Consider the following 16,151-nt stretch of genomic DNA (forward strand, 5'->3'; position numbering starts at 1 on the left):
AGCTTTTCCGAATCTTTTTTTTCTGAAAATTTCTTTTCTTCAGATCCTTCCTTCCTGCCGGTATTTCGATGAACGCCTTCGCTGTTGCGGGTGCAAAAGTAGAACCTTTTTCCGCTTTTCCAAGCTTTTTTACCGGGTTTTTTTGATCTTTTTTCGCCTTTTTTCTTAACGCACTGATAACGGATGGTTTACAGACCGACTTTTTTTTAAACATTGAAATCTTTTCCTTCAAAATAGTTTAAATCGAAAAATGGTAGTCCAAAAAGACATATTGTATCAAACTAGGTGAGTTTTAATTCCATTATAAAAGCCTTAATATCAAAATTGAATTCTTGAACAGAATTGACCATTTATACTAAACATCTCAAACAACTACCTAACAAAAAGAGCCAAAGCACTATTAATAAACACTTTGACTCTTTTTTGCTATTTTCCTATGCATTTTTCTTTGTGTATTCTACTTCCCGATTCACTATAACATTATATTATAGTCTTCAAAACCCTTTATTACACAGATATCTGTCTCAGAAAATAATTTATACTTATATAAGTCAATAAGGTCTGATTTTTTCCGACTTTCCGATATTAACTTATATAAAATGTTTATGCAGTCAATTAAAAATAACCGAATGATCTTTAACAATTAAATTTGAATTGGCATTTTTAGCCGTAGAAGTAAATGTGTTTCCTACTGATTTCTTCACATCACCCTCATAATTCATGCTAAAAGCAACATCATTCTGGGTTGAAATGATTACACCGTCTTTATAAACGCTTGCTGTACCTTTTCCTGTAAAACTCACTTTGTATTTTTCTCCATTCTCTAAAACCTTAAAAGTTCCGGCAGTAGGTTGAATACTAATTCCATTTGTAACCGATAAAGCTCCTTTTGCCGTATTGATATTTGTACCTAATAAAGATTGTCCCCATTTTGTAAAAGTATAAGCTGTAGCTTCAGAAAAACCTCCATAACTATAATCTCCTTTCGCTAAATTATTTTGAAGAGAAGAAAACAATTCGAAGTAAACTACTGCTCCATCCTCAGTTGCAGAAATAGATTTAGATCGTAGCGAAAAATCAATGTTATATGCATTTCCGCGAATGCCATAATTTTCCAGATAACCTTGCGATAATTCCACCGTTTGGCTACCAATTTTTAAGAATCCTTTATTTGTATTACTTTGATGGCTTTCATCATCACTTGAACAAGATGATAGTAATGCAATGAAAATCAATACTAATACTTTTATACTATTATTCATATCTATGATAATTTATTTTAAAAAATCAGTTTTAGATTATTCGGGATAGGCATTAAAGCTCCATCCCGAATTCTTAACCTTACTTAACAATAATTCTAGCAGTCTGTCCAGTCTTAAGACTTTTAATGAAATAACTTCCGGAAGCCAAATCAGAAACTGACATCTCAGTTTCATAGCCAATTACATCAACTTGTTTAACCAAAAGTCCGTTCATACTGAAAATAACCAATTGATCAAATTCTGCACTTGATTTCAAGCTCACTTTTCCTGTAGCTACTGTTGGGAAAACTAAAAACTCTCCAAGTTTTTTCCAGCGTCCGTAAAGCGTAAAATTATCTTTCTGCGTAGTACTAAAACCTGTTATTTCTTTTCCGTATACAGCATCTGCATACCAACCTAAAAAGCGATATCCTGAACATTGTGCTGCTTCTAATGTAAAAGCAATCCCTGTTTGCATAGTTGTTTTATTTGGATTAACCGCTCCTGCAGGCAAGTTCAAGTACGAAATGCTATAAAAAGTTGGAGGTTCATCTTGTTTATTGTTTCCTCCCACTCCCCAAAAAGCATAAAAGGTCTGATTTCCTGTTGTAGTGCTGGCAATTTCTTTTATAGTATTAGGAGTTGTTGGTGAAACAGACCATCCGTAAAAAGTATAATCTTTTATCGTTGGAACTGGTAACATTGCTGCCGCTCCTTCTGTATATTCAATTGGTTCTAGTCCTAAAATAGGTTTTCCGTCAATTGAGTTTAAATAAGAAACACTCGATTTAACAATGGGTTTTGGATCTGGTTTGTTGTTTCCTCCTTCTCCCCAAAAGGCATAAAACACTTGATTTCCTGTAGCAGTTGCTGGAATCGTTTTTAATAATCCAGGCGTTGTTGCTGTTGCTGACCATCCGAAGAAAGTATAACCTTCAAGTTTTGGCGTTTTTAAGTTCGTAATCGCACCTTCCATATATTCAGCAGGATCAAGTATTATGGCTTTTCCGCCAAAAGAATTAATATAACTTATTTTGGAAAACTTAGCATCTGCTTTCAGCCATCTTGGATCTCCCAAAACATTTCCTTCTAACGAAGCCTTAGCCAAGGGAGAATTTTTAGAAAAGCTAAAATTGCCTTGCGCTGGATTTGGGTACACTAGTGCCACCATGCCTAAACCTAATAACGTCTTAACATTTGACTCTCCCACAGTAACCGCTCCTTTCACTATCTGAGAGGAAACTCCAACAAGAAGATTATTGTCTAAAACCACTTTTCCTGCTCCAGCAACATTATTAGAATTAAACAAATAAAGCGATTTTGCATTTTCTCGCTCGTCTTGCATAATGTTATTTTTGAAAGAATAAACAGAAGCACTATTATACTGATTGTCTACAAACACAAATCCGTTTCCGGTTTGATTACCTGAATTGTAAATCGTATTGCTTTCAAACGTAATATTAACTGTTTGCGTTGCTTCATTTTTGTTTTGAAGAATCAAGAAATTATTTCCTTTTTCGTAATTGAAAATAGTCGAATTTTTAACCGAAATCGAATTTACAATATGCGAATCTGGCTGAATAAAACTTCCTCCTGTTGCCGCGCTTCCGTCAATAATACAATTTTCTATAACAATTTTAGAAATCGCATTCTCTGAAACTCCTTCCGTCACTAATAAACTTTGTTTAATTCCTTTTATAGTCGAATTTTTAATTTCAAAACTTGACACACTTGCCCCTTTTTTCAATTGAAGCAAACTTGCACCAGCATTCGTTAAATCAAAATCAACACCATCAAAACTGAAGCTTCCTGAAACAATTTCTGGGTTTTCTGAAGCGAAAGATGCTGCGAAAACAGGTTTTGCATTGGCATCTGGAATAAATGTATATTTATGGTTTTTAACAGCAAGATCAGCTGAAGCTGTATAAGTACCGCTTGCCATTATGAATTTTGATCCGTTTTCAGCAGCATTGTATTTTTCAACAAAATTCTGAGGGTTTACATAAACATCTAAACTCCCGTTTTGGTTCTCTGTAATATGATTTACAAGACTGTTGATGTAAACCTCAACGTTGGTATACTTACCGTCAATCGTTTTTAAATTGCCATCTGCTGAACTGGCAGGATTTAATCCTTTTTCTGTTTCCCATTTATCAGGCATACCGTCACCGTCTGTATCTGTTGGAGCTTCTCCAGAAGGTAATACTGGCCACCCTCCAGCTGCTGAAGGCGTATCGATATAACCGTTTGTACTTCCATTTCCACCATTCATAATACTTGCCGTACCAGAACGAGTATCCTCTACTGCTCTTTTATCTACAGTATCTCTGTATAAATTGGCACCTGCATTTTCTAGAACCAATTCATACGCTTTTGTAGCGCTATGAGTCGTGATTTCTCCAAAAGCATGAGGTGCGCTAATTTTGATTGAAGCTTTATCTGCATCGCTCACAGGAAGCTGGCTGCCATGAAATTGGCTATAAACTCCGTATGTCCAGTTATCTTGAGTGGCTCTTTCTGATCCAACAACATAATTTCCGTCAACAAAATATTTTCCCCAAATTCCGTATAAAGGCGAAGTAGTGTCCAAACTTCTTCCTGTTGACAGGATACGTTCTTTAGTCGAATTTGAAGTCCCAGGTCCTGGTTTCCAATAATTATTTACCAAATTCACATTCATGGCATCTCCGCCATAACAGCTGTTTCCGCCCCAATTATAAATAACGTTGTTACGAATGTCAACCAAATCTGTTTTTGCAAAAATATCATTTGCATATTCTCCCAACCTTGGATTACGACTATCATGATGCGCTAACAGATTATGATGGAAAGAAGCGTTTCTACCACCCCAAACACCGCCATATCCGTGGGCTCCTTTTGCGTGAACAGAATTCCTAAGGCTTTCAGAAATGATACACCATTGCAGCGTAAAGTTCTCATTTTGATAAAAAGAAACACATTCGTCTGTTGACCAGCTCATAGAGCAGTGATCTACAATGATATTTTTTTGAAAACGTCCTCCTAAAGCATCGTTCTCCACATCATGAGTATCTCCCATTCTAAAGCGCAAATAGCGCAGAATAATGTTATTTCCTCTTACTTTAACATTATAATCTTTTAAAGTTATACCGCCTCCTGGAGCTGTTTGTCCTGCAATTGTAATATTATCAGTAATATTTAATTCGCTTTTTAATTCAATATTTCCCGAAACTTTAAAAACAACAATTCTAGGACCAGCCTGACCAATCGCATCACGAAGCGAGCCCGCTCCAGAATCGTTTAGATTTGTTACATAAATTACTTTTCCGCCACGGCCTCCTGTTACATATTTTCCATAACCTTCGGCTCCTGGAAATGCAGGAATGCTTTCAGTCCCTCCTCCTGTTACTTCTTTTTTAACTTCAATCTTTCCTTCTCCGTTAAAGAATTCAGGATTTGTCGTTTTATCGTAAGTTCCTTCTTTAAAATCTACTCCATTAATAGTAAGTTTTTGAACATTTAAAACAATATTTAATGACGCTTTACCATTTTCTGTGATATTTAAATTTAAAGTGGAACCAGCTGCACGTTCATGGCTGAAAATAACATAATTATCCTGACCTATTTTAATAGTCCCAGAACCAAAAGCATTTGCAGAAGCGCCTTCAATTACCGTTGGATAATTTAATGCTGGGAATTTTGTGCTTTTCTGTGTAAGATCCCAAGTACCGATAAATTCGCTGTTATCACCTTTAAGAAGCAGAGTTCCTGTATTGGCATTAACACCTTGACCGATATTTAAAGGCGAAATGGTTCCGTTTCCTGATACGGGACCGCTTAAAGTCATTATGGTTTGATTGGCAATACCCGAAATCATTTCGAATTTCACATTTCCAGAAATGACCATCGGCGCTTCTAAAGCCATGCCTGCACCACTTGTATTATAATATACTCTCGTTCCTTCTTTAAAAGTCAATACACCTGTAGCTTTATGAGCACCTCTCAAGCGAAGCGTTCCTGCATCAGATAAAGTCATATCGGCAGGAAAAACTGTTGTGGTTGTTTCGATTTCTTTGGTGCAAGAAACGGTTTTACCTGCAACTGGCATTACAGCTGGATTATAATTTCCTGCATTGTCCCAACTTTTATTTACTGCCGCAGTAAATTCGTAATCAAAATTTGAAGGTGGTATAACTTCATTTGGCTTATTATTCCCTCCAGATCCCCAGAAAGCATATAAAGTTTGATTTCCTGTTGCTGTAGTAGCAATTTCATTCAATGTATTTGCTGTGGTGCCAGAAGACGACCATCCATAAAACGTATATCCTACTAAAGTTGGAGTTGGCAATTTTGCTATTGTACCCTCAGTATATTCTATCGGAGTTAAACCTGATAAAGGAGTTCCATCAATTGAATTTAAATAAGTAATTGAAGATTTAGTCGCTCCTCCATTAATAGCCATACTAATACTACTCAAATCGCTTAATCCGCCGTATTCATTTGCTGCTTGAACAGTATATGTATAAGTTCCCGCAACCGCTGAAGGATCTGCAAAAGTAGCTTCTGTTGTAATGCCTAAAACTTTACCCTCTTTGCTAATCACATAACATATTGCATACGGATTTTCATCCCATTTTAAAGTATTAGCTGCAGATACCACAAGATTTGAAGGTTTTGTAATTTGCTCAACCACTCTGCGCGGATCCCATTTGTCTGTGCCGCTTAATACATTTTCTATCGTAAATTCATCAGCTTGCGCTTTGGTTAAAACTGGATTATAATTTCCTGTCTGAGCAACGCCGTTTACAGTAAATATATTAGTTCTGTTATCAGTATTTACTAATACGCCATTTCCGTTTACGCTATTGTATTCGGCAAAAAGTGCTGGTACAGTTCCCATACTTGCCCAACCGGCTGTATTAGGTTCGGTCATCATTTTTGTATTGAGATAAACGGCTCTTGGTGCATTTTGCCAAGGACGTCCTAAATAATAACTTGTAGTTGCCGAAATAGTATTGTTGTTGAAAATATAACCATATTGAGTTGCTGTATCATGATTAGGAGCTACAATATACCCCGAAGCAACCGAAACCAAATTACACTCTTCAAACCAATGCGTTCCACCACCACAAATAAAATCAACATCTCCTTCGATCGTAGATTTATAGTAAAAACTTCTTTTTCCTCCTGTTACTTGCGTGTCTTGCTTACTTCTAAGGCGAACTCCATTATAAACATTTCGATCTCCCGCAGGGTTTAATGCAGGTCTTTGTCCAGAAGTTGTAATCCCGTCTTTGTGTTCTATAGTTACATTTTCCATATACAAATCATTTGCTTCAATAGAGAGAACCGCATTTTTAATTCCCCATCCTGGATTTCCCTGCAGAATAACTTTGTCTTTAGATTGTGCAACCAGCGAAACGTTATTTTTTCCTGATGGAAGCTTTAAAACCACATCTTGCGGGTTAGTTCCGTCTCCACCCAAATTATAAGTTCCGTTGGCAATTAGTACCAAAAATCTTGATGCCGAATTATTAGGTGCAGCATTAAAAGCTTCTGCAATTGTCTTTACATATTTTCCTGAGGCAATTTGATCTGCTGTAGCATCTGCATCTACAATTAGATCAAATTTACGTTTGACAGGAATTGGCTTTTCCATTGTTTTAAATGACAAAGTAAGGGCTGAACCGTCATTTCCAGAAAGGTCTTTTACAAATCCAGCTGGGATCGTAAATGTGTATTGCTTGTTATACTCCAATCCGAAATAACTGAACTTTACAGTTTTGTTTACAAACTCGGCATTTAAATTTTTACCATTTAAAACTGCATTTCCTGTTCCTGATTGAACCTGCTCATTATAATTTAAAATAATGCTTCCATTGGCTGCCACAGAACCTGCCGCTTCTGTTGGAAATGAAGATTCTAAAACTGGCGCAACAGTATCACTAACTAAAACCTCATCGGCTTTAATCATTAAATTGGATAGAATTGTTGCTGTAACATCAATTGCAGATCCGTGTTTGGGTCCGTTTATATTTGGAATCCATCTTAAATAGATCTTTTCCTTTCCTTCTGCATCAGCAGGAAGAACTCCTCCAATATTGGTTATTGTTCCTGTATTGATTGTCGTTAAAGCCGAAACATTCACAAAATTCACTCCGTCTAATGAATATTGAAATGTCCACTCATCACACCCATAATAATACCCCAACAAACCCGAAACAACATTTATGTTTTTATATCCCACAGTTGAAAGTGTTGTCATAAAATAATAAAAATTCCCTCTTTCATTATTCCAGACACAAAATCCGTTCTTTCCTCCTCTATTTTGAAGTCTAACATTAGGTGCAAAAACATTGTCTGCTATATTATAGGCAAATAGTTGTGGTCTATTTTCTACCTTAGAATACAATTCGGCCACTCTCGGATTTGCATATTGATCATTTTTAAACGTCCATCCCGCAATAAAAGTCTGATTGGCATACGTTCCTGTAACTGTTTTATTTTCATTCATCACTACAGAAGTACTTAATGAAGTGGAACCATCAGCCCAATTGCTGAATTTTATAATATCGTTCTCCACTGCCGTAATCGTGACATTGGTTCCAGTTTCATAAACCGAAAATGCACCGTCTTTTCCTGCGGGAGAAACCGTATAGTCGCCTAAACCAAAAGCTCCGTTTGTATTTACGCTTAAAGTATATGTTGGTACAGCATCATATTGCGCAACTAAGGTCATGTCTGCATTTAGAGTATATGTTAACGGATTGGTTGTTGAAATAACAGCTCCTTTATCATCTACCCATTGCTTGAAATTGTAGCCGAAATTTTTATTGGCAGTCAATTTTATTTCGGTTCCTTTTGCAAATGTAGTTCCAGCGGGATTAAGTGTAACAGTTCCAGATGAAGCCGGATTGACATCTACAGTCAATTTGTGCGTCACAGCATTTGGGTTGTCGGTTACTTTTTCGAAATAATCTACGTTAAATAAATATCCTGTTCCAGGTCCAAGAAAAACGAGATATAGATCGAATGAACCATTCGTTGGCGTAATGGCTGCCGAAAACTTCTTGTAATCGGTAAAGCTTGTACTTCCTGATATCGTTGCAGAACCAATCAAAGTTCCTGTTGCAGAACCCAATCTAAATTCTATAGTTCCGCCAGTTGCTCCCGCCGCCGCAATATCAAAGCGAGTAACAAATTCGGTAAAATTAACTGCATTAAATTTAATCCAGGTATTGTTTTTAATATACCCTACGTTTCCGCCTCCCGAGCGAGCAGCATTGGTTTCTGCCCTTGCTCCCGAAGCCTGGTTAAATGTTTCAGCTTCAATCTTCTCAATGGTTTGAGAAAACCCCATTACTGTAAACAGTACGAGGAATAGATGAATAAAAAATTGTTTTTTCATTTGGTTTAAATATGGTTTTAGTTAGTAATAGTTTTCAAAAGAGTTTTTTCTGGTATCTCAAACCCTTCTGACGGTTTAAATAAAATATTAGTTTAATTCTTTCATTCCTTCAAAAACTAATCTTGCCACTTCTTCAGCTCCTTTAGTTTGAAAATGTGTGTTATCTTTTTGTCCTTCCGGATAAGCTTCGTATATACCTCCTTTGAAATTCATAAAATAATTTTCACTCACATACGGCTGTCCTTTTTTGGTGAAAAAATCAATTGATTTTTGGTTTAAATCAATACATGGCACATCCAATTCTTTGGCTATATCTTTTACTGCCTGCGGATATAAACCATGGATATTCTGCAGTTTTCCGTCTTTCCACGGAAAATTTCTCGCTACAGGCGTAATCAAAATCGGTTTTGCTCCTTTTGCTCTTGTCTGTTCTACAAAAAGTCTTAGAAATTCCTTATAACCTTCAATATTTACATATCGTTCAGGCTTATCTTCGGCGGCATCATTATGGCCGAACTGCATTAAAACTAAATCACCTTTTTTTAGATTTTCGTAAACCAGACGCCATCTACCTTCCTGAAAGAAAGTCCTAGTGCTTCGCCCACCTCTGGCTCTATCATCAACAAAAGCACTGTCAGTTTTAATCAGTTTATTGATTTTCTTTAGACTGTCTTTTACTAAAAACTGCTGAAAAACCTGTCCCCAGCCTGTAACAGGATATCGCGTTTTCTTATAGTCTTTCCCTTCTTCATAATTGTTAGCATAATCAGCCACAGTAGAGTCCCCGATCAAATAGACCGTAGTTTTGGGCTTGGGTTTTATAAAAGACATTACTGCAAACGCTAAAGCCATACAGAGAATTGAAATAATGAATCTTGATTTCATAATTCTTTATTTTTTAAAAACATTAGTTAAAAATTGATCTATATATTGAATTGTCGGTTCAAACCAAGGATTGAAAAGACAAAAGACATGTGGTGAGTTTTCAAATTCGTGAACCTCCGAATAGATTCCGTTTTCTGCCAAAACTTTTCTAAAATCATCTCTTCCAGCATGCATTCTAGGAATGGAACTATTAATAAATAAAGTGGGCGGAGTTGAAGCGTTTACATAAGACAGCGGAGAAGCGGCTTCCCATAATTTCGGATTGTCCTTTCTAGAATAGCCGAACCAATAGGTCCCTGCCGAAATATTTTTAGTATCATTTCCTTCACTGCTTTCAGGATGGATAAAAGATAGTGTTCCGTCAATATCAATTATGGCGTTGACTTGAGATTTTGAGCTTGAATTTGTTACTTCTCCTTCAAACAGAGGCATATTGCCTGTTACTCCCATAAAAGCTGCCAGTTCTCCACCAGCAGAAAATCCAAGGGAAACAATTTGATTTGGATTAACATTATACGTATCGGCATTTTCTCTTACCCAGCGAATCGAAGCTTTAATATCGTAAACTGCTGCTGGAAAAAGCGCTTCTGTAGAAAGTCTGTACTCGGGCGTAAAACAGACATAACCTAGGCTTGCCAATTTCTGCGCCATCTGATGATGCTGTTCTCGGCTTCCAGATCGCCATCCTCCACCATGAATCAATATAATAGCAGTCTGTTTTTCTTTTTTATTTTTATCAAAAAAAACATCCAGTTTCATTTTCCGTTTGCCGTAAGTGCAATATACAATGTCGTTTTTCTGTACAAGAGCGTCAAAATGCATTTCGGAAACGAGAGAAATATTAGGAAAGTATTTCAATGTTTTTTTGAATGCGCTTCTATTATTGAAAAAAGTGTCTCTAACCTGAGTCAATCCTTGCAAATATTGCGCGTTCATCTTTTGAAGAAATAAGATCCAGACCCAAATAAATACTGCTTTTAATTTTCTGTTTTGAAACTTCATTCTTTATTTATTTAATCGATTATACTTCTGAAAGATGGATTTTAAAAACTTCAATTCGGTTTCCAATCTTTAAAAATGGCTTTCATCGAATATTCCTTTTTTAATTGTGCTGCTGAAAGCTGATGTGACCAACTGGCTCTTGATGCAGCATTTGCTCCTGCTCCTGTAGATTGATATTCGGCATAAAAAGCCGTTTTTTCGGCTTCTGGTTTTCCCCAATTATGCCATCCTAATGGTTTAATGTGTGAATCCATTTCACATCTTATAAAAACAGTTTTGGCATAATTTCTCCAAGGTCTTCCTAAGAAATAAGAGTTATCTCCTGAATTTGAAGTCAGTTTGCAGTTTAGGAATACAAATCCGTATGCGCTGGATTCTGGCGTATTGGCAGCAGTAATATAAGAACCTCCTTTTTTAGAGAAGATTTCACATTGATCAAAAATCACGGTCGAACCTCCAAAAATGAAATCAGTTGTTCCTTCGATATAACAGTTTTTATAATACTGTCTACTGCCACTTTCTCTAGGATATAAAGTATCTTGAAATCCTAAAAATCTGCAATTCTCGAATATGATTCGGTCTCCGTCAATTCTAACTGCCACCGCCTGTCCAACTGGGCCAGACGAATTCTCGAACGTAATATTCTGCGCTTTAAAAGCATTACCTGCAACAATAAAACTGGCAGATCCAGAAGTTCCCACTGTTCCTCCTGCACCATTCGATTTGGATGCGTAGTCATCATAAGTCAGGATTACATTTCCTCTGCTTTCGCCAATCAGCGTAATGTTATTTTTGTTTAAGGCCAATTCTAGTTTTTCTTTGTAGATTCCATTCTTTACAAAAATTTTAGTTTCTGATGTTTTTAATAATGGCACCGAATTAAACGCTTCTTGAACAGTTTTAAAATCTCCTTTTCCATCTGCATCCACAACGATATCGTAAGACTTGGTTGCTGTTGTAGAATCATTTGCAAACGAAAGATTCATAAAGAAGATGGAAACGGCCACAAATTTGAATAGTATCATTTTTTTCTGTTTTAGTCCATCACTTTTACTTCGCCTTTAATCGATTCTAGCACTTTTAGATCTTTATCCATAACCATTTTTTTGCCGTTGGTTTTTAGTGAAATATCTTTTGTTTCTAAACCTCCAACCCAAAACATCTGATTTTCACCCGTAGATTTCAAACCATCCAAACTCACATTCTGACTGTTTGAAAAACTTACCGCGATTCCAGGTTTGTCTAATCTTAAATCAAGATTTCTAAAAGTGATTTTGCTGGTATAGTTCAACTGAACTCCAATATCTGAACGGATAATCATGTTATCAAATTCGATGTTAGTAACTGGCATTTCTGGAATTCCCATAATTTTCAAAGCCTGAGCCGCACCATTTACATAAATGTTTTTGAAATACATATTTTTAAAAGCAGGCGTATCATCAGAAATAGCTTCTTTTGCGACTGTTATTTCGCCTGTTGTTTTATCTTCTGATAAAGATTTTCCGAAATAATACAAGTTAAAATTGATGGCATCTGTTGGAATATTATTCATGCGAATGTCTTCCATCCAAATATTCTCCACTACACCGCCACGTCCTCGAACAGATTTAAAACGAAGTCCGCAGTCTGTTCCATTAAATGTGAGGTTTTTGGCAAATATATTTTTAACGCCTCCAGACATTTCGCTTCCAATTGTAAAACCTCCATGTGCATGATAAACTACACAATCTGTAATCACAAAAAATTCGGTTGGCTTTGCACGGTCTCTTCCTTCTTTATCTTTTCCAGATTTAATGCAGATCGCATCATCGCCAACATCAAAACGACAATTGGTTACCGTTCCTATTCGGCAAGATTCTAAATCTAAACCATCTCCATTTTGAGAATACCAAGGATTGCGAATTGTTAAGTTTCGTAGAGTAAGATGCTCGCACATTAACGGATTCACATTCCAAGCAGGAGAATTTTGAAAAGTGACACCATCTAAAAGCAGTTTTTTACAATTAACCAAACTCACCATAACCGGACGAAGCGCTTCTTTATAAGGCTCCATGTTTTCTACGGTTTCCTTTTTAGGTAATTTATTTCTTTCCTCATTCCCTTCATAAGCTCCTTTAGAAGGATACCAGATTTTTCCGTCTTTAGACAGAACACCGCCAGATTTTACCAATTCGTCCCATTGCCCAGCAGTCATTTTTCCTATTTTAACTGGTCTCCATACAGCGCCATTTCCATCAAAAATTCCTTGACCGGTAATGGCAATGTTTTCTAAGTCAACTCCCATAATTGGCGATTCACAGCGAACGACTTTATTACCTTCAAAATAGGATTCTATTAGTTTGTACTGCTTTAAATCGCTTGTAAAAGAAACAAAAGCGCCATTTTGCGTATGCAGATTTACATTGCTTTTCAGTTTTATTGGTCCCGTTGTCCATAGTCCAGCAGGAATTACCACAACTCCTCCGCCCGACTTAGAGCATTTTTCAATTGCCGAATTAATAGCATTTGTACAAAGCTGTTCTGTATTTGGTATGGCCCCAAAATCGAGAATATTTAAAGTGTCTCTTTTAAACTCTGGAATTTGCACTTCTGGCATTTTGAAAGGGATTTTCAAACTTGATTTAGCTTTTTTATCTGCCCCATATACAGTTCCTTTCTTTTGTCCAATACATGAAAAAGCCATAAAAAGAAATGCTGTTATAAAAAGTGTGCTTTTAGTTTTTATCATAACCAATTGTAATTTTGATATATTATTTTTTGTCTAGAGATTTTTGCAATTCGATTCCAGCTAGAATATAAGGACCAACTGCTTTTGCATCGTTATCTCTAATAGGTTCAGAAATATAGTATTCAAATGAACCGTTTCTATCTTCAGGATTCTTACCTCCTAATCCCGCAACGGCACAACATTTTGAAATAGAAATAGTTCCGTCTTCATTGTCTTTTATAAATTCTTTTTGAATTCCGTTAAAACCTTTTTTTGCCGATTTCAGAAACTTTTGGTTTACATACCCTTTGTTGTAAGCTTTAGCAAAAGAATACACAAACATTGCAGAACAAGTCGATTCTAGATAATTGCCTTTTCTTCCTGGCTGATCCATTACTTGCCACCAGACTCCTGTTTTAGAATCTTGCGCTTTTAGAACAGCATCAAAAACCTGTTGAACAATTTTGATTAAATCTTTTCGTTTGGAATGATTTTCTGGAACAAAGTCTAAAATATCGACCAAAGCCATACAATACCACCCTTGTGCTCGTCCCCATACATGTGAAGAAGTTCCGGTTGTTTTGTTTGCCCAGAATTGCGCACGTTTTTCATCGTAACCATGAAAATTCAAACCTGTTTTAGCATCAAAAGTGTGTTTCTGAATTAATTGTGCTTGAAGGATAGCATCATCAATCGCTTTTGGATCACTGAAAACTTCTCCGTATTGCGCTGAAAAAGGATCTGCCATATAAACGCCATCCAGCCACATTTGCCATGGATAGCTCTTTTTATGCCAATAACCACCATCAGAATTCCTTGGATGTCCTTCTAATTGTTTGTGCAATAAATCCATCGCTTTTTTATAGCGCGAATCATTTGTCTTTTTATAAATTTCAAAAAGTATTTTTCCAGAATTTATCAGATCCAAACTGTATTTATCGAGTTCATAGCCTCCTAATATGTTTCCATCTTTGTCAATTAATTGTTCGGCATAAGAAAGTCCGTAATCCCAATATTTCTGATTTTTAGTATAATCGTACAATTTCTGATTAGCAAGAGCCACCAAGCCATTGGTATAATTCCATTTGGGATATTTGACGCCATCCAGAAATACTGGATTTGGAACACGTTTTTGATCTGAATCGGCCATTTTAATTGCCCATTCTATTGGAGATAATTCTTTTTTATCTGCAGATCTTGATTGCCCGAAAGAAATGATGCTAACGAACAAAGCAAGAAAACAATATTTCATTTTATACTTCATACTATTTCTAATTTTCTTCGACTCTAAACCAATCGTAATCGGCATAACTGCTGTCATTTATAGTTTTCGATCCTGTTGCAAAAAGTCCAATTTTAGCTCCAACCCATCTTCCCGCGCTTGGCTTGAAAGATTCTCCCAGTTTTTTAAAATTCTTTCCATCAATACTGTAGTAAAAAGTGACTCTCGCATCAAAAGGTTCTTTGTTCTGAACCATTTCTACTTTGGTACGCAGACTCACTTCTTTTTTATTGACAGGAATCGATGCCATTTCTTTCTCCAATTCTTTAGAAGTTCTGGCGCTTTTCATAATGCGTTGCACCAAATTTAAATTGCCAGCTTTATCCTGTTCTATTGCGATGTAAGCGTAATCTTCGCCAAATACAATCAAGCCTGAACCGCTTACTCCTGCATCTGGATTATTTTCGAAAGTCAATTTTGTTGTTGCCGTAAAATTGGCACCGGGAAATTTTTGCAATAAAAGATTCGGCATCATCCACATGGTTTTTATTCCTTCTTTTTTCGGAATACAATTTAGACGCATAAAACCAAGATTTGCAGAAGACCATCCCCAATGCTCCGCAGGATTCTGATTAGCTTGCCATTGCCATTGCAGTCCCAATTGATGGCTATTAAATTCATCTGAAGAAACTAATGGCGTTGCTGGATAATTTTTTCCTACGTTTGGTTTTGTCCATTCCATAACAGGCTCTCCAATTCCGTCTTTATTGGAATCTTTTCCCATAATTGGCCAACCGTCTTTCCAAATCACAGGCTGCAAATGAACCACGCGCCCGTAAGCCCAACGGTCTTGAAAATGCAAAAACCATCCGTCTCCGTTTGGAGTTTCTACATATCCGCCTTGATGAGGCCCGTTAAATGGTGAATCTCCTTGATGAAGAACCACTTTATATTCATAAGGTCCCCAAACATTTTTTGAACGCATTGCCAATTGCCATCCTGGCTTTACGCCACCTGCAGGAGCCATAATCCAATAGTATCCTTCACGTTTGTACACTTTTGAACCTTCGACAGTAGTGTGACCATTATGCCCGTCAAAAACCAAAGCTGGATTTCCAATTAGTTTCGTTCCGTCTGGTGCCATTTCAGACAGCATTAAAACTGTTTTCACATTGGCGCGGCTTCCTGCAAAAGCATAAGATAAATACGCTTTTCCGTCTTCATCCCAAAATGGGCACGTATCTATAATTCCTTTTGCTTCTTTTACTAAAATAGGCTCATCCCAAACACCAGCAGGGTTCTTAGTTTTTACCATAAATATTCCAAAATCAGGATCTCCCCAGTAAATAAAATACTCACCATTGTGGTAACGAATAGACGGCGCCCAAACACCATCGCCATGACGAACGGTTTGATAATGTTCTATCGGAAATAGATTCTGCAATGCATATCCAATCAATTCCCAGTTTACAAGGTCTTTAGAATGAAGTATTGGAAGTCCCGGAACACTGTTAAAACTAGAGGCTGTCATGTAATAACCATCTTCTCCAGCACAAACATCGGGATCAGAATAATCTACATGTAAGATTGGGTTTTTATATTTTCCATTTCCCAAATCGGCGTTCCAGCCTTGTGCATTTGCTCCTAAATACCAAAATAATCCTAAGGCGAATAGTAATTGTTTGAATTTCATTGTATTGATTTTTA

9 protein-coding genes are annotated in these 16,151 nt (G+C 36.6%); all 9 read right to left on the reverse strand.

The genetic code is table 11. From position 1 onward, the window contains the following. The coding region (locus tag AC5ZCW_RS21620) for a hypothetical protein (protein ID WP_496121674.1) at positions 1-232 on the reverse strand (232 nt) is incomplete at its 3' end. Positions 233-611: 379 nt separating this feature from the next. Then, the gene (locus AC5ZCW_RS21625) at positions 612-1,262 is read right to left on the reverse strand and encodes a hypothetical protein (RefSeq protein WP_496121676.1); all 651 of its coding nucleotides are present in this window, start codon (positions 1,260-1,262) and stop codon (positions 612-614) included. A gap of 79 nt (positions 1,263-1,341) precedes the next feature. Beyond that, a complete protein-coding gene (locus tag AC5ZCW_RS21630; RefSeq protein ID WP_496121678.1) occupies positions 1,342-8,628 on the reverse strand; it encodes a pectinesterase family protein in 7,287 nt (2,428 codons plus the stop codon). Between the two features lie 87 nt (positions 8,629-8,715). Then, on the reverse strand, positions 8,716-9,513 hold the full coding sequence (locus tag AC5ZCW_RS21635; protein WP_496121680.1) for a rhamnogalacturonan acetylesterase: 798 nt from the start codon (positions 9,511-9,513) through the stop codon (positions 8,716-8,718). 6 nt (positions 9,514-9,519) lie between these two features. Continuing rightward, the gene (locus AC5ZCW_RS21640; protein WP_496121682.1) at positions 9,520-10,515 is read right to left on the reverse strand and encodes an alpha/beta hydrolase fold domain-containing protein; all 996 of its coding nucleotides are present in this window, start codon (positions 10,513-10,515) and stop codon (positions 9,520-9,522) included. A gap of 50 nt (positions 10,516-10,565) precedes the next feature. Then, on the reverse strand, positions 10,566-11,540 hold the full coding sequence (locus AC5ZCW_RS21645) for a pectinesterase family protein (RefSeq protein WP_496121684.1): 975 nt from the start codon (positions 11,538-11,540) through the stop codon (positions 10,566-10,568). A gap of 11 nt (positions 11,541-11,551) precedes the next feature. Beyond that, positions 11,552-13,243 (reverse strand): glycoside hydrolase family 28 protein, encoded by a 1,692-nt coding sequence (locus AC5ZCW_RS21650; protein ID WP_496121686.1) that lies wholly within the window; start codon positions 13,241-13,243, stop codon positions 11,552-11,554. Between the two features lie 22 nt (positions 13,244-13,265). Then, positions 13,266-14,543 carry a glycoside hydrolase family 88/105 protein gene (locus tag AC5ZCW_RS21655; protein ID WP_496121688.1) on the reverse strand — a complete coding sequence of 426 codons (1,278 nt, stop codon included), beginning with the start codon at positions 14,541-14,543 and terminating at the stop codon, positions 13,266-13,268. Then, positions 14,494-16,137, reverse strand: a complete 1,644-nt coding sequence (locus tag AC5ZCW_RS21660) for a glycoside hydrolase family 43 protein (protein ID WP_496121690.1) — start codon at positions 16,135-16,137, stop codon at positions 14,494-14,496. The genes AC5ZCW_RS21655 and AC5ZCW_RS21660 overlap by 50 nt, the downstream gene beginning before the upstream one ends. Positions 16,138-16,151: the final 14 nt, after the last annotated feature.

Source organism: Flavobacterium sp. PLA-DH12 (genome assembly GCF_059511845.1).

Bases quoted from the DNA above. Each gene is read 5' to 3' on its own strand.
- AC5ZCW_RS21640 (WP_496121682.1), bottom strand. From the start codon at position 10,515: ATGAAGTTTCAAAACAGAAAATTAAAAGCAGTATTTATTTGGGTCTGG.
- AC5ZCW_RS21660 (WP_496121690.1), bottom strand. From the start codon at position 16,137: ATGAAATTCAAACAATTACTATTCGCCTTAGGATTATTTTGGTATTTA.
- AC5ZCW_RS21630 (WP_496121678.1), bottom strand. From the start codon at position 8,628: ATGAAAAAACAATTTTTTATTCATCTATTCCTCGTACTGTTTACAGTA.
- AC5ZCW_RS21645 (WP_496121684.1), bottom strand. From the start codon at position 11,540: ATGATACTATTCAAATTTGTGGCCGTTTCCATCTTCTTTATGAATCTT.
- AC5ZCW_RS21650 (WP_496121686.1), bottom strand. From the start codon at position 13,243: ATGATAAAAACTAAAAGCACACTTTTTATAACAGCATTTCTTTTTATG.
- AC5ZCW_RS21655 (WP_496121688.1), bottom strand. From the start codon at position 14,543: ATGACAGCAGTTATGCCGATTACGATTGGTTTAGAGTCGAAGAAAATT.
- AC5ZCW_RS21635 (WP_496121680.1), bottom strand. From the start codon at position 9,513: ATGAAATCAAGATTCATTATTTCAATTCTCTGTATGGCTTTAGCGTTT.
- AC5ZCW_RS21625 (WP_496121676.1), bottom strand. From the start codon at position 1,262: ATGAATAATAGTATAAAAGTATTAGTATTGATTTTCATTGCATTACTA.